Origin of the sequence: Arenibacter algicola (assembly GCF_018860365.1) — a bacterium.
Lineage (GTDB): Bacteria > Bacteroidota > Bacteroidia > Flavobacteriales > Flavobacteriaceae > Arenibacter > Arenibacter algicola_B.
On the sequence record NZ_JAHKPO010000027.1, the window covers coordinates 1 to 22,686 of the forward strand.

Sequence of the window (22,686 nt, forward strand, 5' to 3'; positions counted from 1 at the left end):
AACTTTTGGGATTGATCCAAACAAAAAACCAACAAGCGCGAGCTTGTTATGGTTTCCATGCTTGCCCGGGATTGCCTTATGGGATGCACGCAGTGAATCCATTTATTGGAAGGAAACAAAAGACCAACAAGCGCGAGCTTGTTATGGTTTCCATGCTTGCCCGGGATGGTCTAATTGGGATGCACGCAGTGAATCCATTTATTGGAAGGAAACAAAAGACCAACAAGCGCGAGCTTGTTATGGTTTGTATGCTTGCCAGGGATTGCCTAATTGGGATGAACGCAGTGAATCCATTTGTTGGAAGGAAACAAAAGACCAACAAGCGCGAGCTTGTTATGGTTTCCATGCTTGCCCGGGATTGCCTTATGGGATGCACGCAGTGAATCCATTGATGTGAATGTCTCTTTCTCCGTTGAAACACCCCGTTGATTAATGTTTACGGGGCTTTGTTTTTATAGGTGACAGTAGATTATTCAAAAGTGTACGCCAACTTTACTGGACCGAATCTATTATACTTCCACAGCTCATCATTTGCTCTCCATAGTACGGATTCCGAATTTCCTTTTGATTGCTAAGCCAAAATGCCCCCTTATTGTTATCGGCCATTGGACACTTTTGTACATATAACTTCTCTGATAACCCTTTTGTATTTTTGGCCAAAGGCACAAAATTTTCATTTAATATAACGAAGAGGGAACGTTGGTTCTCCAAGTCGGGATTATCCCCAATGGCATCCAGCATTTCAATACTCTTCGTTAGGTGAGCTTTTTCCATTTTGCCCAATCCATCTTTAGTTATCGATTTTAGTTTTTGGGAAGTCGATTTCGCTAAAGCAGAAACTTGCTCGGAATTGCCTTCAACAAAGGCATTCTTCATATCAATATAATGATCAATTGCATCCTTAAAACTTATCTGAAATGCTTGGGGCAATGTTATTTTCATAACAGGCGCTTCTGGCTCAGTTGTCATCTTGTCCTTGTTCATCATGGATTTTTTACCTTGTAACTGTGCAGCTGCATCTACTGTAAAGGTTCCGTTGGTTACGATTTCATCGCCATTTTCCAACCCGGAAACAACCGTGAAAGCATCTCCATTTCTATTGCCAAGGGTAATTTCCCTCATTTTAAATACAGGTTCGTTGGGATTGGTCTTAATATATACCAATGAACGTTCCCCTGTCCACATAACGGCAGTAGCAGGAATGCTTAATTGCCCAGATGGACTGGTTGTGAAACTTTCAATTTTCCCAGATACGAACATTCCAGGTTTGAACAATCGGTCATCATTCTGCAATACGGCGCGAATGGCAACCGTTCTGGTTCTTGTATTTAGAACAGGGTCTATAAAGGAAACACTTGCATCAAACACTTTGTTGGGATAGGCATTGGAAATTATTTTAATTTTTTGACCTACCTTGAATTGTGCTATTTGATTCTCGTAAACGTCGAATTCGGCCCAAACCGAATTTAAGTTACTTACCTTTAAAATAGGCAGCCCTTGTTTAACATAGTCTCCTTCCGAAGCCAGTTTCTCAGAAACCGTACCCGAAACGGTTGCATAAATTGGGAAGTTTTCAAGTACTTTTCCTGTATCCTCAATGCTATTGATTTGCCTTTCCGTAAGCTTCCAAAGTTGCAACTTATTGCGTACAGCTTTATATAATTCTTGCTGTGTTTCCTTTAAGGATGCAGCAGTAATCAATTCCTGCTGCGCTGTAACAAGATTGGGCGCATATATGGTAGCCAACAGTTGACCTTTTTTCACCTCTTGTCCAACATAGTCGATATTAAGACGTTCTATCCTACCATCAAAATAACTGGCCTGAATGGCATTGGATTCCTCGTTCATTTTTATTTTTCCTGATATGGAAATAATATTTTCGCTATCAGAAGTAGTAGTGCCGACTTTTATCGTTTGAACGTTGGCCAAGGCCATAGCATTCTTGGTCATTTTTATTTCGTTCAAGGCAAGTCCATCAGCACTTGTTTCCGCAGGTATCAGATCCATACCACAAATAGGACAGTCCCCTGGTTCCGGTTGCAGAATCTGTGGGTGCATGGAACAGGTCCACATTTGGGCTACGGATTCTCCTGAGTGATTGTGGTCTTCCGAAATATTGGAATTCACTGTATTTGTAGTGGATGTTTTTGTTGATCCTCCAAAAATGAGGTACCCGGCAAATAAACCAGCAATCACGGCTATTCCAATGTATAAAACGTTCTTATTCATGATATTTATTTCAGGGTATTATTTATTGTTTTCCAATCTGTTTATCATTGCCTTCATTTCTTCAATCTCTTTTTTTTGGGCTTTAATAATATCTTCTGCCAATTTTTTGACCTCTGGATCTTTAATGTCGGCCCGCTCACTGGTCAAAATTGCTATCGAGTGATGAGGTATCATCGCTTTCATCCAAAGTACATCTCCTATTATAGGGGCTTGTGCTCTTACCAAAGTCAGTGCAGTGGTAAAAAGCACTATGCTCCCCAGTACAATGGCTATGTTTTTCTTATTATTCCTGTACATACTGCGCATTGCAACAAACATAATTATCGCCATTGCAGAAATGCCCAAACAACTCATATAGAACCGTGTAAGACTAAAATATACATGATCCATTTGGTAGGAGTTTAAATACATTGTAATGTACATGGCTACAAATGATGCGGCCAACATTAAAACAAATTTTGTGTATTGGTTCTTACCATTTTTGTCTTTATTTTCCATTGTTTTAGATTTTAAGATTAATAATTAAATTCTCCTTTTTTGTATGGGAATGGATACCAAATCAGAATCTACTAAATACAGAATTAATCCCATGTGCCGAATTGGCCGGTGAAAGAATCAATATATTTTTCCTACTTTCATCTAGTTTATCTCTTTCTGTACTTTTCCACAAGCCAACATTTTACTACCATAATATGGATTCTTAATCTCTTTACTGGTACTCAGCCAAGCCGTACCCTTATCGTACATTGGACAGAACTGCTCGTACAATTTTGTATTGGTTCCAGTGATGGCTACCATTTCCGTAACGTCCTTGCTCAAAACTTTGAAATGCTCGCGTTGAAGATCTATAGGGCTTTCTGCAATTTGTTCTGCATGTTCCATGGCCTCTTCAATGATGTCCTGTAATTCTGATTGCTCCGTATCGGAATAGGCGGTGATATCAAAATTTTCCAATGCGACAAGCAACTTTTTGCTTGTATTGACTGCTGCGTCCGTATCATCTGCTACCAGTGCATCCTTGAGCGATAAATATCCATTTACCACAGCAATTGCTTTTTCATCCTGCGCAATATTCTCTGTATTACCCTGGGCAGTTGCAGTCTCTTGGTTTATTTCATTACTTATTGGTGCGGTCGATTCTTTTTTGTTTTCGTCCTTACAGGAAGAAAGGGATATTATTGAAATCGCTGCAATTGTTAGGGTAATATTTACATTTCTTTTCATAGGTTTTGGTTTTAAAAGTTTCTGTATTAAAATTAATTTAGTAATTGATAATCAATTGATTGATATAAAATTTTTATTGATTCGTTAGATAGTTTATTAGGGCCATTTGCCCAAAATAGGCTTTAACGGCCTCTATTTCGTTTATCTGGAATTTCAGTTGCAATTCCTGAATGTCCAGTACATCATTAAAATCAATGGTAACCGTCTCATAATTTTTCATTAGGATTTCTTCCGCATTCTTGGCCTGTTTTAGATTGATCCGTTGGGTATTATATTTTATACGCGCTTCATTACGACCAGACTCTGCCTTGGCCAATGCTGATTGAAGCAGATTAAATCGCTCGTTTTTTTGCAATTCGGTTTCTTTTAGGCGCATTTCGTTTTGTTTGGAAACAGATTTAATACGATTGTTGAAAATAGGGATCGAGAAAGTAAGCATAGGCATCACAATATCTTTCCCATTGTCGTCAAAACTCATGTCCGGTCTTTCCTGAATGGGAATGTAATCCAGTCCAAAACCAATATTGGGAGCCCCATCCTTTTTATTGAGCAATTCTGATTGAACTATGGATTCAAACATTTCATCATACTTCAGGATTTCAGGATTAAGTTCCAATCCATTCCCCAAGTAAATAGGGTCTTCCAAGGGAAGGGTCATTTCAGGAACAACATCAATAGACATGGTCTCCTTTCTATTTAAAAGATTGTTGAAATTAGTTTTTTCGGCCAAATAATCCTGATCCAAAATTGCCCTTTGTTGACGCATTTCATTTTGCCGTATTTGTAATTTCAAAACATCAACGGCCGAGGCCTTACCTACTTCAACTGAAGTCAATGCCAATCGCTCATAGGTCTTCAGTAATTGTATGTTCTGGTCCAGTACCTTTTGCTTAGCCTCAATGGCATACAATTGGTAATAAGATTGGGCTACAGCAAGCGCCAATTTGCGTTTGGCTATAGCTATTTCAATATAATCCACATTGGACATGGACACAGCATAATTTTGCCGCGCCGTTATGGTTCCAAACCAGGGCAACATCTGTGATACCGAAAACCGTGCGCGTTGTGCTCCTGTGCGTGTTTCTGGTTCACTTACGAAATAGCCTGCGCTCACCGTGGTGTTGGGAAGGGTATTTACCTCGTTCACCTTCTCTTGGGCAATGCTGTATTTCAGATCAAAGGCCTGTATCTGTGGATTATTTACCTGGGCCTCCTTAATATAGGATTGAAGATCCTGTGCTTTCGCCCAGGTGGAAACCATTAAAAGATAGATGATGAATGTTATATTTTTCATTTGCTTGCTCGTTTTAATTGAAATTCCTTTTTCCAGCTGTACAATACCGGCACAATAAAATAGGAGGTGATATCTATGACCATTCCACCGAAAATGGGGATTGCCATGGGTATCATAATATCACTGCCTTTTCCTGTAGAGGTCATTACGGGCAAGAGGGCAAGGATAGTAGTGACCGTTGTCATTAAACAGGGTCTAATACGTTTCTCTGCCGCCTCCAATGCCGCTAATCGAATTCCTTTTTTATCCGTTGGATTTTCACGGTCAAAAGTTTGAGTAAGATATGTGGCCATGACTACCCCATCATCTGTAGCTATACCAAAGAGAGCAATAAATCCTACCCATACAGCCACACTTAAATTGATGGTTTTCATATTGAACAAATCCCTTAGATTTTCTCCGAAAAAACTAAAGTTTAAAAACCAGTCTTGACCGTAAAGCCATATCATGATGAATCCGCCAGCAAAAGCAACCGTAATTCCCGTAAATACCATTAGGGAGGTTGCTACGGATCTAAACTGAAAATACAGTATCAAAAAGATGATTATTAATGCCAACGGAACTACTATGGATAGCGTTTTTTCCGCTCGCAATTGGTTTTCGTAGGTTCCTGTAAATTGATAATTAATTCCCTTGGGCACCACTAGTTCACCACTATCTATTTTTCCCTTGATTATGGCCTGTGCATTCTCCACAACGTTTACTTCTGCAAAGCCATCAAGTTTATCGAACAAAACATACCCAACCAGGAAGGTATCTTCACTTTTAATGACCTGTGGCCCCTGTTCGTATCTAATATTTACCAATTGGCCCAAAGGCACAGGACTCCCCTTTTCCACCGGGACATAAATATTTTCAAGATCTGATGGATTTTCCCGTAATTCCCGTGGATAACGTACCCTTATAGAGTACCTTTCCCTGCCTTCCACGGTCTGTGTCAAGGGCATTCCACCAACTGCTACCTGCAGAATTTCCTGTACGTCCATAATAGATATGCCATAGCGCGCAAGTTGATCGCGATCGATATCTATTAATAAATAGGGCTTACCAACGATACGGTCTGCAAATACGGCCTGTTCTTTTACGCCATCCACCTGTTTAAGGATTTTTTCCAACTCCAGACCAAAGGCTTCTATTTCCCGTAAATCTTGACCCTTCACCTTAATTCCCATAGGTGCACGCATACCCGTTTGCAACATCACCAAACGTGTTTCTATGGGTTGCAATTTAGGAGCAGAAGTAACACCTGGAAGTTTTGTTACCCTAACTATTTCATTCCAGATATCGTCTGGCGAATTTATTTTAGGTCGCCAGTTTCTATAATATTCGCCATTGTTGTCAGGAACAAGGTCACCTCTTGTCACCGTTGTTTGCAGTTGGGACTCTTCATAATGTATGTCATCGTCCAATTCATTATTGGGATTAATAATAAAATTGCCATTTTTTAGTACAAACAGGCCATCTTCGTTTACTTGATATCGCTGTCGCTCCCCGGCCGAATTACGCATGTACTCCGATTTGTACTGAATTACATTTTCGTACATGGAAAGCGGTGCGGGATCCAAGGCCGACTCCGTGCGTCCGGATTTACCTACTACGGTTTCAATTTCCGGAATGCTGGCTACGGCCATGTCCAACTGCTGTAGTACACGTTTATTCTCTTCTACACCTGCATGTGGAAGAGATGTAGGCATTAATAAAAATGACCCTTCGTTCAGGGCGGGCATAAATTCCTTGCCCGTATTTTTCATGATAATAAATCCCAAGGTCAAAACCGTTGTAGGAATTATCAGGAAGAGCAATTTATTGGCCAAGGCCCATTGAAGTATACGGGAATAGTAGTTTCTGAAAATTGTGAAAGTCCCCAATAAACCAAAGCAGATAATACTAACAAAAATAAGGTTCATGATTATGCTTCGATCAAAGCCAAGGGGTCTCCAATAAACGGCAAGAAGGAGTACAATGGCAACAACCGATATAATAATATTGATCAAATTTTCCCTTTTAGGCGAAATTTTCCCTTGAATACCTAAAAACGCAGTGGCAGCAAAAACTATAAGAATAAGTCCCAGCCAATATCCGTAAAAAATTGCTGTGGACCCAAGTGCAACTAGGACAACATTAAGAACATATTTGGAATTTCTCTTGAGGTTGGTTTTCTTAAAGAGTACTGCCGCAAAAGGGGGAATTAAAAAAAGTGCTATAATCAGCGAGGCCGTAAGTGCCATGGTTTTGGTGAAAGCCAGGGGCCGGAAAAGTTTCCCTTCCGCACCTATCATGGTAAAGACGGGTATAAAACTAATAATAGTGGTAAGTACAGCGGTTAAAATGGCACTAGAAACTTCTGAAGTGGCATTATAAATAATTTCGTTGATGGAAAAGGCGGTTCCATTTTCGCTATGGCGCAATTTCTCATCTTCCAAATGTCTTATCATATTCTCGGCGAGAATCACCCCCACATCCACAATGGTCCCGATTGCTATTGCAATACCGGATAAGGCAACAATATTGGCATCTACATTAAAAAGCTTCATGGTAACAAAAACCATTAATACGGCTACTGGCAATAAACCGGAGATTAGAATGGAAGCCCGTAAATTGAATATCATTACAATTATGACCAGGATAGTAATGAGAATTTCCAAGGTCAAAGCTTCATTAAGTGTCCCCAAGGTTTCATGTATCAATTCCGTTCTATCGTAGAAAGGTACAATGGTCACTTGGGAAGTCCTACCATCCTCCAATTGCTTGGAGGGTAATCCTGCAGCCAATTCCTCGATTTGCTTTTTAACATTGTTAATGACCTCTAGAGGGTTTGAGCCATACCTTGCTACTACTACCCCACCTACTACTTCCGCACCTTCCTTGTCCAATATTCCACGACGAGGTGCCGGTCCCATATGTACCTTCCCCAAATCCTTAATACGAAGGGAGGTAAAATTTTCAGAACTTACTACGGCGTTTTCAATATCCTCAATAGACTCAACATAGCCTAGGCCACGTACCAAGTATTCGGCTTGATTAATCTCCAAGGTTTGGGCACCTATATCCTGATTGGATTTTTTAACGGCTTTTACAATATCGCTCAAGCTTATATTGTACTGCCTCATGATTTCAGGATTTACATCTACCTGATATTCCTTAACATATCCACCAATGGAGGCGACTTCTGAAACTCCTGCAGCAGAAGAAAGTGCATACTTTACATAATAGTCCTGAATACTTCGCAATTCCTGAAGATCCCATCCGCCTGTAACATTACCATCTTTATCGCGACCTTCCAGCGTATACCAAAAGATCTGGCCTAAACCAGTAGCATCGGGACCTAGGGCTGGATTTACATTGTCGGGCAACAGTCCGCTGGGTAAGGAATTTAGTTTTTCCAGGATCCGACTGCGTGACCAATAGAATTCAATATCTTCTTCAAAAATGATGTAGATACTGGAAAAACCGAACATGGAGGAGCTACGGATAGTCTTTACACCAGGGATACCTAAAAGTGAGGAAGTAAGAGGATAAGTAATTTGATCCTCTATATCCTGTGGGGAACGTCCTTCCCACTTGGTAAAAACTATTTGCTGATTTTCACCTATATCTGGAATGGCATCCACGGCCACCGGATCTGTAGGTAAAAAACCTGTATCCCAATTAAAAGGTGCGTTCACAATGCCCCAGCCTACAAAAAGAGTAAGCATTAGAACTGCAACGAGTTTGTTTTCTATTAGAAATTTTATGCCTTTGTTCAGCATGGATTTTGGTAATTAGACAGTTATACATTTGTGTAATGATGGGCGTACAGAATATTGAACGCAACAAAAGTTGCCCATAACGGAAATACCGTTGGGCTATATCCCGATGGTTATCGGGAACTGTCTAAAAATCAAATTAAATATAACTCGTACAAAACCTGCACCGCTTATGTGTTATTGAATTGTCAATGTATTTAAAATCAAAAGAGAAGATACAGTAATGTTGGTCTGTTTAATTATGATACTTAATCTGTATCAGCTTTATTTTTCACATTATATTTTGACTTTAATGTTGATTTTTTCTAGATTTTAAGTTCCTATCTTTTCTAGTATTTCTGCGGGGATTGGCATTTATACGAAATTTTCTGAGGAGTCCAGAGGTGGAAAACCATAACCAAGGGTTTAATATCGGTCATCTAGGACAGCAAACATTTGAATCGGTAGATATTAATTATGTTTTTATTAAATTTCTCGAATTGTTGGCGAGGATATAGATCTTTTTTTTGATTTATCTTTCTTTGAGTACAGCATCCACACTCAAGTCATGTTTGTCATTAACTTGTATAAATGCTATACTTGGGCGCTCTAAACCATAGTCGGTAATTAACAATGACCAAGAAGCTTTTAATTGAATTGCACCTTCTGAAACAAGTACTAAATCTAAAGGAACGGTTATTTGTCTAGTAGTTCCGGCTAGGGTGAAATCGCCCTTTACCCGTACTGTCTGATTACCCTTTTTATCAAAGTTAAAATCATCTATAAGTTTCCCATCAAAAACTACATTGGGATTTTTTTCTGTTTGAAGCAGCTCGTACATATGTTCATCACGTTTATCCTTATCTGTCTTTATGGATTTTACAGGCACCTTAAAGGCTACTTTTCCCGTTTCGAAATTAATAGATCCTTGTAGGCGGTCCGACTTGCCCATATAGGAATTAAGGGGCATTTTCGCCTTGAAATCGGCTTTGCCCTCTGTGGTGGTGTATACCTGTGCATATGAGGTATTGCTAATCAGGAACAGTAACAAAGTAGATACTTGGAAGATCAAGTTTTTGGATATACATAAGATCCTTTTACTTTGAACTTTCATAAATTTCTTCATTAGGATTAGTTTTACTTTCAACTGTTTTTTCGACACCTTATCTAAATCCAACATATGGCCAGGACATATTCATCTGGCTTGTTGTGTGTCGACCAACATTACGATTTTATTTTGGAGAAGTACTGTTCATTATAAATGAACATGTAGATCATTACTTTGATAAAAATTTCATTCAATTAAATGCTGCAGCGATTATTTAAATTGAAAGAATTTATACGATACAGCATCTTTAACTAAATATACCTAACTCTAGCAAAAAAATCACGCCTTTCTAAAAAAAAATATACTGTCTTGATCTGTAGGGTTGAGTTTCCATGCCTGGCCAGAATTACCTTTTGGGATTAACCATTGAAGTGTGTTGAATAATTCTTTCGCAGTTTGGTTAATGCAACCTATCCCTTATTGACTCTAAATTCGATAATAATTACAACATTGCCATCAATATACTAGTGTCTAAAAAGAATATAACCCCTCAATTAAACAGTATTAATTTGAAGGCACAGAAAACGTTTTTAACATTCCTTTAGACAATGGGTCTGGCACTTCCGCTATTAATGCATAGTTTCCAGGCTTTAAATTAGCAGTAAAATAGGTTGTATCGCCTGCGGGTGCTTCTTGAGTTCCACCAAGAAAAGTGACACCATCCACCCCGTGACCTAATAAACCTGTAGGTGCAGACCAATTCATCCAATTATTCAAAGTGGCTAAATCTGCCGATTCGTCAAGTTTTACCACATGTACATCATGACCTAAAAAATGCTCATGTACTTTTTGATCTTTAAATGCTATTTTAAATATTTGTTTTCCCGATGTTATGCCTGGTTTAAACTCGATACCATTTTCACTAGAAATACTTACACCTACAGTCGCCTCTGGTTCTAACAGGTCATTAGGTGTATTGGAAACAATAATTTCTTTATACATGCCCATAACAGAATGAAACTTACCGTTTTTCATTTTAACATAGCATTCAATCAAATACCTGCCAGGATCCAATTTTATAGTGGACACCGCAGTTTCTTTAGGAGAAACCAAACCTATACCACCCGTAAATTCAACATTGAAAAACCAAGCAGGCAATGAATTAAAAGCGGAAAAGCCTTCTTTATTTTTTCCTTCATTTATCAAGTCCATTCCTTTGTCAAACACAGGAAATACTTGTGCTCTCGTACTGTCTATTGTGATACCCTCTGGATATTTTTCAAAGACAACAAAATGAATTTCGTCTGAGAGGTTTTTATACTTAAAGGTATTCCATCCACACGGAATGGTATCCACCATCTGAAATTCCATGGCTTGTGTAACAATGTTTATAACGTTGGTTGGTTTTACCTTAGCCTCATTCTCTTGATTAATAATTACTGATTTCGTATTCTTATCATTTTTGCAACCAATAAAAACACCTATTGAAATAATCAATAAAATTAAAGGTCTACCAATACTTTTCATATTTCAAATTTTAACGGTTAATTTAATTATATTTTTTTGTTTCTTTTCCGCAAGAAGTACTAAGTATGCCTATTCAAAAAATGACTATTGTATGTTTTAGCTTTTTTAGTATGCTTTATAGTTGTTATTAGTTAGATAGTTTTCTAAAAAAATAGGCAGCATCTTGGGGTATTTTTGAAACTACGCTATGTTCGTGCTTTTTAAACCAGGAAGCATTTAATCCACGTTCGTGTTCAAGGTCATATTTACCAATAATTTCTGTTTTCACAAAATTCCAACCAGGTTTAAAATCGAGGTCATAAACCACGGTATTTTGTGCTTCTATGGTGTTTGTACCGTCTCTACGCACCTTATTTTCTGTTTTTTCGGTCCCTTTCATACTGGCAGCTTCATCTAAATAAGCCCATGAGATTAGATAGCCTTCATCCCCCATAGTCAAGGTACTTTGGTTGGTAAGGTTGTAGGTGACACGTACCGAGTTCCCCAAGGTTAAAGTCCCAATGGTATCCCCCCCTTTTTCAACTGCTATGCTTGTTTTTCCAAAATAACCTGCATCTGGTATGGTATAGATAAATTTGGATATATCCTGAATATCATAAAATACCAAGTTTTGCAGATTCCCTAATTTTGTCTCGGTCTGTATGGTTTCTGGCAAGTTTATGATAATCTTACCTTGGCCATCAATATGCCCCACTTTTAAGGTTAAGGGCTTGCTTTCATTGTTTTTATAACGATACACCATAACCAAATCAACTGGCCCATGTTCCCAATTTGCAAAAACGTTGTTACTGCTCATAAGGGTATTTTTCCAATACCAATCGTCTTGGTTATTGGTGGTTTCTATATTTTCATTTACGTCTTTATCTTCCTTAATAGATAAAGAACTTGTGTTTTTCATTGTTTCGGCCACAACCTTTGCAGTCTTCATTTTGGAAGTTGACGAACCGTTACAACCGATAAAAACCACTATGATGAATAGTATTCTGTAGTGTTTCATTGTTTTCCTAAGTTTTTTAGTTCATTTAGATTTAGTTCTTGGATAATCTTTTCCAATGTAGCTTCATCTATTTCATTTGTTTTTATGTCTACAGCAAACCGTTCGGCATAAAACATAGAGAGGTCGTACGAATTACTCGATTTTAAGTAGCTCTTTTTTGCTTTCACACCATCAATAAGCACCGTTTTAGTAGATCCCCAAGTATCTTCGGTGTCGTAATCCATTTTGCTCGACATTCGATACGGGCCAACGCCCCCAGCTCCTTTTTCACCAGCACCATCAATGACCATGACACGTATTCTTTTGTTCCCCACATGATAGGTTCCTCCACAAGACCCCATTCCGGGAATCATATTGATCATAGACGATGTAAGCGGCATATTGGCTAATGTCTTTGGCAACCAAGATTCAAATTGTTCTTTAGTAAGCGGTTCCTTATTGCGTAGTAACTTTATATTCTCCTGCATCCCATTAGCCTCATTGGCTACTTTTTTCGCATTTTTTATGATTTGGGTTGTATTCTGAATTTCATTCCCTATTTTTTTTGTTTCTTCTTTGCAGGAATTACTTAATAGTGCGAGTACTATTAGCAATATTTTGTACTTTATAGTCTTCATATATTTTCTTTTTTACAACTAATGATTATTTGAAGTTTATTTTTAAGGCACTTACTCAATTTTAATCTTGACCATATACTTCTTCGCAACGGTTCCAGGTACTTTCTAGGTCTTCGTTCAAATCCCTTATTCTATGATCATTTTCCGCATTGAGCCTTGCTTTTTCATCAGCGGTGCATGGATCGGATGAAATAACTCAGTTTTGGTTTTTTTATTTTCATGATTTTTGATTTTTATTTGCACGGGAGATTCTCGATTATGAAATTAATTTGATTGGATCTTTTTAACATAAAAATGGGGGAATCAAAATAGGTTATATAATTCATGAGATCTGTAAAGAGATCTTTTTTTTTATTTTGCCATTCCACATCCGATTCAGGTAATGATTCATAATCCAATAGATCTAACAAGAGGGCATCTAAGTCCAACCCTTCTTTATCGTATGATTTATAATCTTTATCCAATGTTAGAAAGATGTTTAAACTTAAAAAATATGGGTTTCCAAAGACTAAACTCGCTTCTTTGATATTATCTAGTGAATCTTCCAACTCGCGTGTACCAGGAATATAATCTTGTGATTTCAATGAGAAGTACAATTCTAAAATTGAGGTACCATAATAAACTACATCACTATAAAGTTCTTCTGGACAATAAATTCGAGTGCCCGCCGAGAGCACCTGTAATGCCTGCATCTCTAATAGTTGTTTTTTAGCATTACAACTATTTGCAGATTCAATTTTGTGTTGAACTAAATACATATTCAACGCATGATCACCCATCAGATTGATACATCGAATCTCCATTGGCATTTCGCTAGATTCGCTTAGGCTTTGCCCTAATGCCTCTAGCCCCTTATTAATATTTTCAATCGCATACTCTTCTTTTGCTTTCTCAGCGGCATCATCCGCTTCGCCTTTGGCCTCTTGCCGTGCTTTTTTGGTTATTTCAAAGACGCTTCCCCCAATTTGGGCAGAGAGTGTCGATGGCAATACAAACCAGCAAAGGATTAGTAGCAGATATGTTGTTTTCATAATGCGCGTGTTTAACGGTTTACATTTCTCCTTAATAATCGGCTTTGTTGATTGTGATAGGATTTTTTTCCAATTTTGTGCAAATCATGTGCATATTATCGCGCTTACGGTTGTGGGAGATATATTCCATTTCCATAATCATCGATTTTTCATCGAATGGAATAGTGGCATTGTAACCCGTTTTCGGCATTTGCTCCACACTGGAAAACACCCCTACAAAACTTACAGGCGCTTCATTGGTGATATAAAATTTACTGATGCCCTCTTCCTGTTCAATTTGGTATCCACTGCAGTTAAACCCTAAAATAGTCTTACTGGCTAAAGTGGTAATTTTTACGTCTTCTTGGTTTGTGTTGCTTTTAGCCATTTCCTTTTGGGCATCGGCATCAAACGGCATCCGCATTTTCATCGCCATTTTTTGCGTACCATTGTCCATAAAAGTGACCATCGCTTGGTTTTCCATATCGTATACAATAATGCTATTGGCTCTTTTGTCGGCGATGGCATTCCCAAAGTAGGTGGCATCGGGTTGTATATAGTATTTCATCTCCATCTTATCCTTTTTGGTGGTTAAGGACATATCCATGACATACTGAAACTCATACGTATCCGGGATGCCTTCCAAGCTTCCACCGAAAATGCTCATTATATTACTTTCCTGAGCCTGTTTTTCTTTTTGGGTGTTTTTTTTGGAAGGTGTATTTTTTTCAGTTTCACCAATAGTTTTGGTATTATCCTTCTTACTATTACCTCCTTTTGTAATAGAATCTATGGTCTTATTTGTGGTTTTGGTAACTTCTTTGTCCGTTCTGTTGAGAATGGTCCTTTCTGCAGCATTTTCAGCTTTCTTCTTTAGCTTTTTAAAGAACTGTGCATTAGCATGTATTCCTATTAAAAAACAAGTTATCATTATAAGCGTACGTTTAGTTTTCATTGTATTTATTGTTCTTGTTGAGATAATTAATTTGAATAAATAATGTGTGTATGTGCCGTTCCATTTTCTTCTTTTAGTAAAAACATATAGTTATCTTGCCCCACCGAATAAAATTTTGCGTGGCTCCAGCCCGAAGTCCATTTAGCATTATTATCGAAAATGATTTCTCCTCTTTGACCGTTGTCCGTAATAAAAAACTGCTTTGCATCTCCGTTTTCTAATTTTAATAGAAATAAATAAGTTTGCGCGTTGGTCCTGTAAAATTCAGCCGTTGTCCATCCTTGGGTCCATTTTTCATCAAAAACTTTTTGGCCAATTGTTCCATCGGTATTTATTTCGTTAATGTGGACATCTCCAGTTCTTTTTTTAATAAGGAACATATAACTTTTGTTATTGGTTTTGAAATGGGAAGCAGTTGTCCACTCTGGCGTCCATTTCTTATTAAATATTAAGTCACCTACCGTACCATTTGAATTTATTCTATTTACATGTACATCTCCTGTCTGGTATTTATATAAGAATAGGTATGTTTTATTCCCAACTGTATAAAATTGGGTTTCACTCCAACCTGAAGTCCATTTTTTGTCGAAAATTCTTTGACCAACCGTACCGTCTGTATTTATTTGATGTATGTGTACATCACCAGTACTTTGTTTTAGCAGAAATAAATAGTTTCTATTGTTGACTTCAAAAAACTTGGCGGATGTCCATCCAGAGCTATACTTTTTATCAAATATTCTTTCCCCTACCGAGCCATCACCTCTCATTTTGTGTATATGCACATCGCCAGTGCTCGATTTTAAGAGAAGTAAATAAGTTTGACCTCCCTGGTTCAAAAATTCTACGCTATCCCATTCTGCTGTCCAGTTATAATTATAAATATTGGGGCCTATAGTGTGCCTTGGTTTACGAAAAGGGTAAAAATTGGAAATAAGGTTTTTATCCATTTCTGAGAGTTGACTGTTCCACGCTACCGAATATTCACAGCTCGTGATGGAATCGGGTATGGGATAATGCATGATAGACTTACTATCGTACGCTGTTGCATTCCCTACGCTGTTGTTGGACAACATTTCTAGATTAGCTTTGGTTCTCTGTTCACTCCAGTCGTTTTCCTCTTCATAGTAATCGTATACAGCTTCCCAATCCCAACAAATACCTCCCGTTGGATTTTGGTGTTCATGTTTTAGACCAATGGCATGTCCAAATTCATGAATAGTGGTACGCCTAAAACTAGCGGTACTAGTAGTGTCGGTAAACCATCCAAAATTCATTGTTTGTTCATCTTCCGGATAATTCAATGCATCTGTACCAACTTTAGACCATGACCCTCCTTTTTTAAGCCCGATACGAATATCACCATCTGAGCCATCTATAAACTCGAATTTTATATTTGCATATGTTTCCCATGCTTTGGCATAGTTAATAATATTTGTTTTCACAATATTGGATGGTTTGTCTAGGAAAGACACCTTCAAGGTTTTACCATTTTCCCATAGAAGATCTTTGGATGATACTAAAGCGTTGACTTGAAAAGTAGTTGGTATAATTAAATCTTCTGTCATACAAATTTCTGGAGTCCTAGTAAGATTTTTTTCAGTCTCACCTATTAAAGTAAAATTGGTAATGCCATTGGGGCCATTAGCATTTCTGGCACTTAACGACACCATTTTTGGTTTATAAAATAAGTTTGGTTGTTGATGCACCAGTTGGTCATCAATAAATATTTTGAGTGTATTTTTAGCATAGTCTATCTTAATATGGCGCCAGACCTGCTCCAGTACTTCTAATTCCTTTATTCTTTTTTTGTTGACGACAGATCCGGTGACATTTATACCATGGCGAAAAATCATATATGGATCGGTATGTTTTTTATTTTCGCCATGAACACCAGTTCCTTCCCAAAGGTTGATGATATAATATTGTCTGGTTGACGATGGAACTTTATCAAAAAAAGCATCAAATTCAATGGTAAATTGATCACCTAGATAATTAGTTTCCTTACCATTAACAACAGGCTTCACTACGGTGTACCGGTCAACCATTAATACCTTTTTTCCATCCAGTTCCCCAATAACAGCAGAGCCCTTTACGGCTCCCCACTTGCTTGCCTGATCGTTAATGGCTTCATTGGCAAAGTTGTCGTTTAAGTTTTGAGCGTTTAAGTTTAGCATTGATAGTAGCACTAGTAATATGCCTAAATGATGATGTTTTTTCATAGTGTCCGTACCATTATAGATCATTCATTTTTTTAATTTTTACAGATTTGCATATCTTATTTTCCAACATAAAGTTGAAGATATACTCCCCTTTTTTTAGGTGGTCTATATTTAAATAAATGTGCTGGTTGCTGCCTTTTTTTTTGTCACTTTTAGTCATTGGTGAAAGTTTTCGTAAACCACTATTGCCTTTTCTGAAAAAGAATTTCTACAGTGGAATAAAACTTATATAGACAAAAATATGTAGGGACTTATGGTATTGCTTACAGGTATGTAACAAAGTCTTTAATTTATGTAACAAGTACCCCGAACAAGCTTTTTTACTGAGCTGAGCGATACGCCTCTGGCGTTGTATTGTAGTGTTTTTTAAAGCATTTGCTAAAATAGGAAGGCGAATTAAAACCTACCTCATAACCAATTTCTGAGATGTTTGTATCTGAAACCTTAAGAAGCGGCAATGCTAATTTTAGTCGTTCTTTGGTCATAAATTCTGTAGTGGATAAACCTGTTAAGGCCTTCAATTTTCTGTGCAGTTGCATGCGGCTCATAAAAAGCTTCTTGCTGAGTTGTTCGGCTGTAAAATCGCTTTCGGAAATAAATTCGTTTAATACGGCATAGAGCTTTTCTAAAAATTGCTGTTCTACGCTCGTCACCGCAAGGTCTTTTAATTTGAAATCTTTACTGTAACGATTTTGTAATTGTGCCCGTATTTTTAAAAGGTTTTCAATTTGTGCCATCAACTTGCCCTTATTGAATGGTTTTGTCACATAGGCATCAGCTCCCACTTTTAGGCCTTCTATTTCATGTTCATTCTCACTTTTGGCGGTTAATAGAATTATTGGAACATGACTTGTTCTTTCGTCTTGTTTCAAGATGTTGCAAAGATTGATCCCATCTTCTATAGGCATCATCACATCGCTAATAATTAAATCAGGAATGATTTCCAGGGCTTTTTCAATACCTTGCTTACCATTCACAGCTTCAATAATCTTATAGCTTTGTTGTAAGAAGGATTTTACATAACCTCTAATATCATCATCATCTTCCACTAATAATAGTATGGGCTTATTTTTTGATAGCTCTTTTTGAGGTGTTAAGGGTTGATCTTCCGTAATCCCATCCTCGCTATTTTCTGCTATTTGGGTAGAGATTGCTGCTATTTCTGTCGATTTAAAATAAGAGCGCTCAATAGGCAAGGTCACCGTAAACTGAATTTCGTCCGCATTCAATATATGTGCTACGATGTTACCATGGGATAATATGGCGAGTTCTTTAACCAAAGCCAAGCCAATACCTGTACCATCATTATTTTTATCGGCTTGGTAGTATCTTTTAAATAACTTCTGAAGGTCTTCTTTTGAATAATGCACACCGTTATTGGCAACACTAATGACAATATGATCCTTTTGAATCATTGATTCAAAGCGCACAAAGCCTTGCTCGGGTACATATTTCATGGCGTTGGAAAGTAGGTTTAACACCAGCTTTTCAATAACATCTTTATCAAACCATACGTCATTGGTTTCTCCTATGTTGTAGGTGAAATCGATTTGTTTTTTTTGCGCCTTGAAGTTGAAGGTAGAAACGAGTTGTTTTAGTACCAATTCCAAGTTGTCCTGAGCTACAGAAAGTTTTAAATTACCCGTTTCCAATTTTGACAGGTCCAATATTTGATTTACCAAATTGAGTAATCTTCCGGCATTTCGCTTTACCAAGGTTAATTCTTCCTTGTCCTCTTTCTTTATATATGATTTTGAAAGTTGATTTTCAATAGGGTCCGATATAAGGGTTAAGGGTGTTCTGAATTCATGGGAAATGTTGGTAAATAATCGATTTTTAAATTCATCCAGTTTTTTTAATCGTTCAGCTTCCTTATGCTCAAACTCTAACTGCGATTTCATTTGCAATCGCCATGAGAGGTACCGGAAAAAAGCGTAAACGCTAATTAAAACCAATAAGCTATAGATAACATAGGCCAGATGGGTGCTATACCAAGGTTTTAAAATGGTAAAACGGTAGGTTGTGGGTGTGTTATTCCACACACCATCATAATTGCTGGAAATGACTTGAAATTCGTAGTCGCTTGGAGGAAGGTTGGTATAATGCGCTACGTTGTTGTATCCAGAGGTAATCCAGTTGTCGTCGTTATTGACTAGGCGATATTTATATTGGTTTAGCTCCGGTTCTGAGAACTGTAGCGAAGAAAAAGTAAAGGACAGGGTATTTTGGTTATGTGAAAGCTCCAAGTCTTTTGTAATGGGAATTTCTTTATTGTAAACTTCCAGTTTGGTCAGGGCTGTTTTAGGGCGAACGGGGTTTGTTTTGACTTGTTTTGGATTAAACCAGTTGAGCCCGTTTATTCCCCCAAAATACAGGATGTCATTTGTATCTTTATGATAGGCTCCTGCATTGAATTCGTAAGACTGCAGCCCAAAGTAATTGCCGTAGTTTTTAATATCTGCAACGGTATCGTTTTTAATTTTAAGCTTGGTAATTCCTTTGTTGGAACTCAACCACAAATTTCTATCAGCGTCAGGCAAGATACCATATATAATATCATTAGGCAGTCCCTCTTTTTTGGTATAGGTGGTTATGGTGCCCTCTTTTGTATCATATAATTTTAAGCCCTTACCGTTTGTACCGATCCAAAGTTTGGAATTATCATAGTGCAAAGAAAGTATTCTGTCGGTTATGCCGCTAACCGCCGAAAATTTGTTTTCTTTAATATCAAGCCGGTATAAGCCATCGAATTCCGTTCCTATCCAAAGGGTGTTTGCATCACCCTGCACAATAGTATTAATATCCTGCTCAATGGTACTGATATAATAATTAGAAGCTAAACCTGAGTTTTTAGAGGTAAATTGTTTTACAATACCTTGGTTTTTATCAAACTGTATCAGGCCTTGGTTGGTACAGAGCCACATATTCCCGGAAGCGTCCTTGAAAATTTCCAGAACGGCGAATGGTACCGTTTCTTCAAAAGAGGTCATTTTGCCATTGGCATCCATCATTTGAAGTCCATGGTTTAGATGCCCTATCCACAAACTTCCTTCGTCATAAAACAAACTCACTATCCTATCTCCCAAAAGATCGGAATTAGATGTTGTATAGGTGAAAACATCCTTATTACGCGGATTTATCCTGGTTAACCCTTTGCCCTCTGTGCCAACCCATATAGTGTTGTTGGCATCTGTTGTTATGGCTCTTATTACTTCTACATTGACGTTTTGTGGTACCTGGTCATCGGTCAACATGTTAAACTTTGTCAAATACGCATCATAGTAGCACACACCATTTCCGTCAGTCCCCATCCAAATGGTTCCTGCATTATCTTCGTATAAAAAAAACATAGAATTGGAACAGATGGCATATGGATCGTTCTTTTTGTAGGTAAAATTTTGAACGGTTTTTAAATTGAAATCCACCAAAAAAACACCATGTCTTTCAGTGGTAACCCATAGCCAGTCCCGTTTATCTACCAACAGGTCCTTAATAATTAAATTTCCGGGCATAGGATAATTGTCAAAGCCAGTAAACGATTTAAAACCAGTACTATTTTGAGTTTTGATGTAAAGCCCTTTTTCATAACTCCCGAGATATACAGTACCGGTTTTAGACTTTGCGAATCGGCTAAATATAGTTTCAGAAGCGAGTTCTATAAACTCATACTCACCGTCTTTAATCTCAATGATACCGTCATCGGTGGTTGCAAGTATGGTCTTGTTATCGGTTTCCACAAAACTACAAACAGCAAAATGATGGTCTTTTGGTTTTAAAATTTGAAGAGTATCCTTGGTTTGATAATCAATTTTGAAAAGTCCTTTGCCATAAGTGCCAATGTAGTAGTTATGGTCAGTATCTTGGGCTATAGTGATTACCTGCTCAAACTTTGAAACTTCATGGAAGCTATCGGTTTCTTGTTGGTAACGGTTTAATTTACCGGAGTTTCCTACAACCCATAATGTTCCTGATCTATCTACAAATAATTCCCCGGTTATGTACTTCACTTCCCGCTTTGCATCATCAGAGAGGACATCGTAATATGTAAACTCCCGACCATCGTATTTATTAAGTCCATCTTCAGTATTAAACCATATAAAGCCAATGGAATCTTGAGCAATACTTACCACGCTATTTTGTGAAAGCCCTTGCGAAACGGTAAGACTACGAAATGAAATTTGGGTTCTTTCTTGAGAAAGCACTAACACCGGTAACATACATGTTAATAGTATTTTATAGTAATTCATTCGACTAAAATTGTTATTTAAATTTACAATAATGTTTTGAAATACTATTTTAATACAGTGGTAATGGCCATGATCTGTTTACCAGAACCTTATCTAAGCCCAACATTTGGCCGTGACATATTCATAAGGCTTGCTGTGTGTCTTCGTTGGTATTCTGGTATACCTCCGGGCCCCTTCTACCCTACTACAACTGTTTAATGGCGACAATAATCTGTGTTCCCCAATACATAGATGGTTAATTTGAGCCCAAAGGTTTATTCACCATTAATCCCCAAATTCTGAACTGACCGGTTTATTTGGAGAATGTCTAACCAAATGTCTAGACCACAAATATCACCATTTACACAACATATAAAACGGCGTTCACATCATTTTTGAGGCATTGGAAGTCCATTTAAGTATTTTCATCATGATTTAACGCACGAGACACACATTATGAAATTAAGAAGCATTATTGTAGACGATTCGTCTATGCAGCGCATGGCCGTAGCCCAACTAGTAAACAAGCATCCGAACCTGGCATTGGTAGCCCAATACAGCAATGCCATTGAAGCCAATAACGGGATCAAAAATAATGATATCGACCTTATTTTTCTCGATGTGGAAATGCCCATCATTAACGGTTTTGATCTTTTGGAATCCTTGGAAAATCCACCACAAGTAATTTTGATTACGGGTAAACCCGATTATGCCCTTAAGGCGTTCGATTATGATGTAACGGATTACCTTTACAAGCCTATTTCCTCGGCCCGTTTTGAAGCTTCCATAAAAAGAGCTGTAACCAGACATGAGCAAAACCAAAACGTGAGCGCGGAAGAAGAGTATATCTTCGTAAAAAGCAACCTAAAAAAGCGCAAAGTTGTTTTAAATGACATAAAATGGGTAGAAGCTCTTGGCGACTATATTAAATTGGTGACGAATGAAGGCAATATCGTTATTCTTTCTACCATGAAATCTTTTGAAAAACAATTGCCAGAGGATAAATTCTTAAGGATACACAAATCCTATATTGTGAATCTGGAAAAAGTTGAAAAGTTCAATAGTAAAAATATTGAAGTGGATGGAAGACAAGTGCCTTTGAGCAGAAACAAAAAAAACGAATTGATGGAGGCGCTTTATAACGTTTAAAGATTTCTCCTAACGTTTGATGTCGGTAGCATACTTTAGCTATTGGTAGCGCCAGTGGTCTTGTTCATGAATTTTATTAAAGTGTCACATACGGAGTTGCAAATTCATAAAACACCCAACAGTATACTACTTTAGAGATGATATACTGTTGGGTGTTTTATATGTGGATGGCAATTAGCACTTTTCATGAACTTTTTTTAATTTTTTATAAAACATTTCCTCCCTCAAATAACGACCAATGATTTCTACAATTTTTGCAAATAGGTAGTTTTCTGGGTTGGTATTTATGCCATATATAAGACCAGCCCTATTCCCTTGTCCCTTCTAGTCGTTCATATCGTCCCAAACCAAACCGGACTTCCTTTTTTATTTTACCCCCCTTACTTCGTTATCTCCCGGGGACTCGCAAATTTCAAAATTTAGCAACTTATATGTAAGGTATTTCTTATTCAGATTTGATGCTGCC

General features: G+C 37.6%; 15 protein-coding genes. 2 read left to right on the top strand and 13 right to left on the bottom strand.

The genetic code is table 11. The annotated features are described in order from the left end of the window. The coding region (locus KO529_RS21080; RefSeq protein ID WP_215949840.1) for a hypothetical protein at positions 1-383 on the top strand (383 nt) is incomplete at its 5' end. 109 nt (positions 384-492) lie between these two features. On the opposite strand, the gene KO529_RS21085 is transcribed toward KO529_RS21080, so the two are convergent. The 13 genes from KO529_RS21085 to KO529_RS21145 all read right to left on the bottom strand — a co-directional run bounded on the left by KO529_RS21085 (position 493) and on the right by KO529_RS21145 (position 21,092). Beyond that, positions 493-2,229 (bottom strand): efflux RND transporter periplasmic adaptor subunit, encoded by a 1,737-nt coding sequence (locus KO529_RS21085; RefSeq protein ID WP_215949841.1) that lies wholly within the window; start codon positions 2,227-2,229, stop codon positions 493-495. 18 nt (positions 2,230-2,247) lie between these two features. After that, complete coding sequence (locus tag KO529_RS21090) at positions 2,248-2,727, bottom strand: DUF305 domain-containing protein (RefSeq protein WP_215949842.1); 480 nt, start codon at positions 2,725-2,727, stop codon at positions 2,248-2,250. A gap of 141 nt (positions 2,728-2,868) precedes the next feature. Then, positions 2,869-3,453, bottom strand: coding sequence for a DUF3347 domain-containing protein (locus KO529_RS21095; RefSeq protein WP_215949843.1), 585 nt, complete (start codon positions 3,451-3,453; stop codon positions 2,869-2,871). Positions 3,454-3,526: 73 nt separating this feature from the next. Further along, on the bottom strand, positions 3,527-4,747 hold the full coding sequence (locus KO529_RS21100; protein WP_215949844.1) for a TolC family protein: 1,221 nt from the start codon (positions 4,745-4,747) through the stop codon (positions 3,527-3,529). Continuing rightward, positions 4,744-8,496 carry an efflux RND transporter permease subunit gene (locus tag KO529_RS21105; RefSeq protein WP_215949845.1) on the bottom strand — a complete coding sequence of 1,251 codons (3,753 nt, stop codon included), beginning with the start codon at positions 8,494-8,496 and terminating at the stop codon, positions 4,744-4,746. Before KO529_RS21105 ends, KO529_RS21100 begins: the two co-directional genes overlap by 4 nt. Before the next feature lie 508 nt (positions 8,497-9,004). Continuing rightward, complete coding sequence (locus KO529_RS21110) at positions 9,005-9,598, bottom strand: YceI family protein (protein WP_252734501.1); 594 nt, start codon at positions 9,596-9,598, stop codon at positions 9,005-9,007. Positions 9,599-10,084: 486 nt separating this feature from the next. Next, positions 10,085-11,047 carry a hypothetical protein gene (locus KO529_RS21115; protein WP_215949846.1) on the bottom strand — a complete coding sequence of 321 codons (963 nt, stop codon included), beginning with the start codon at positions 11,045-11,047 and terminating at the stop codon, positions 10,085-10,087. A gap of 127 nt (positions 11,048-11,174) precedes the next feature. Beyond that, positions 11,175-12,044: a hypothetical protein gene (locus tag KO529_RS21120; RefSeq protein WP_215949847.1), complete on the bottom strand. Its 870-nt coding sequence runs from the start codon at positions 12,042-12,044 to the stop codon at positions 11,175-11,177. Further along, positions 12,041-12,661, bottom strand: a complete 621-nt coding sequence (locus KO529_RS21125; RefSeq protein WP_215949848.1) for a hypothetical protein — start codon at positions 12,659-12,661, stop codon at positions 12,041-12,043. The genes KO529_RS21120 and KO529_RS21125 overlap by 4 nt, the downstream gene beginning before the upstream one ends. 233 nt (positions 12,662-12,894) lie before the next feature. After that, positions 12,895-13,692 carry a hypothetical protein gene (locus KO529_RS21130; protein ID WP_215949849.1) on the bottom strand — a complete coding sequence of 266 codons (798 nt, stop codon included), beginning with the start codon at positions 13,690-13,692 and terminating at the stop codon, positions 12,895-12,897. Between the two features lie 31 nt (positions 13,693-13,723). Beyond that, positions 13,724-14,602 (bottom strand): DUF4412 domain-containing protein, encoded by an 879-nt coding sequence (locus tag KO529_RS21135; RefSeq protein WP_215949850.1) that lies wholly within the window; start codon positions 14,600-14,602, stop codon positions 13,724-13,726. Between the two features lie 50 nt (positions 14,603-14,652). Then, positions 14,653-16,869, bottom strand: coding sequence for a M12 family metallopeptidase (locus KO529_RS21140; RefSeq protein ID WP_215949851.1), 2,217 nt, complete (start codon positions 16,867-16,869; stop codon positions 14,653-14,655). Between the two features lie 296 nt (positions 16,870-17,165). Further along, entirely contained in the window at positions 17,166-21,092 is a 3,927-nt protein-coding gene (locus tag KO529_RS21145; protein WP_215949852.1) for a response regulator, read from the bottom strand. 435 nt (positions 21,093-21,527) lie between these two features. On the opposite strand from KO529_RS21145, the gene KO529_RS21150 reads away from it, so the two are divergent. Continuing rightward, positions 21,528-22,220 carry a LytR/AlgR family response regulator transcription factor gene (locus KO529_RS21150; RefSeq protein ID WP_215949853.1) on the top strand — a complete coding sequence of 231 codons (693 nt, stop codon included), beginning with the start codon at positions 21,528-21,530 and terminating at the stop codon, positions 22,218-22,220. Positions 22,221-22,686: the final 466 nt, after the last annotated feature.

Excerpts from the sequence above, each read along its gene's own strand:
- KO529_RS21140 (WP_215949851.1), bottom strand. The coding sequence starts at position 16,869 with ATGATCTATAATGGTACGGACACTATGAAAAAACATCATCATTTAGGC.
- KO529_RS21085 (WP_215949841.1), bottom strand. The coding sequence starts at position 2,229 with ATGAATAAGAACGTTTTATACATTGGAATAGCCGTGATTGCTGGTTTA.
- KO529_RS21125 (WP_215949848.1), bottom strand. The coding sequence starts at position 12,661 with ATGAAGACTATAAAGTACAAAATATTGCTAATAGTACTCGCACTATTA.
- KO529_RS21115 (WP_215949846.1), bottom strand. The coding sequence starts at position 11,047 with ATGAAAAGTATTGGTAGACCTTTAATTTTATTGATTATTTCAATAGGT.
- KO529_RS21150 (WP_215949853.1), top strand. The coding sequence starts at position 21,528 with ATGAAATTAAGAAGCATTATTGTAGACGATTCGTCTATGCAGCGCATG.
- KO529_RS21090 (WP_215949842.1), bottom strand. The coding sequence starts at position 2,727 with ATGGAAAATAAAGACAAAAATGGTAAGAACCAATACACAAAATTTGTT.
- KO529_RS21105 (WP_215949845.1), bottom strand. The coding sequence starts at position 8,496 with ATGCTGAACAAAGGCATAAAATTTCTAATAGAAAACAAACTCGTTGCA.
- KO529_RS21120 (WP_215949847.1), bottom strand. The coding sequence starts at position 12,044 with ATGAAACACTACAGAATACTATTCATCATAGTGGTTTTTATCGGTTGT.
- KO529_RS21145 (WP_215949852.1), bottom strand. The coding sequence starts at position 21,092 with ATGAATTACTATAAAATACTATTAACATGTATGTTACCGGTGTTAGTG.
- KO529_RS21095 (WP_215949843.1), bottom strand. The coding sequence starts at position 3,453 with ATGAAAAGAAATGTAAATATTACCCTAACAATTGCAGCGATTTCAATA.
- KO529_RS21135 (WP_215949850.1), bottom strand. The coding sequence starts at position 14,602 with ATGATAACTTGTTTTTTAATAGGAATACATGCTAATGCACAGTTCTTT.
- KO529_RS21130 (WP_215949849.1), bottom strand. The coding sequence starts at position 13,692 with ATGAAAACAACATATCTGCTACTAATCCTTTGCTGGTTTGTATTGCCA.
- KO529_RS21110 (WP_252734501.1), bottom strand. The coding sequence starts at position 9,598 with ATGAAGAAATTTATGAAAGTTCAAAGTAAAAGGATCTTATGTATATCC.
- KO529_RS21100 (WP_215949844.1), bottom strand. The coding sequence starts at position 4,747 with ATGAAAAATATAACATTCATCATCTATCTTTTAATGGTTTCCACCTGG.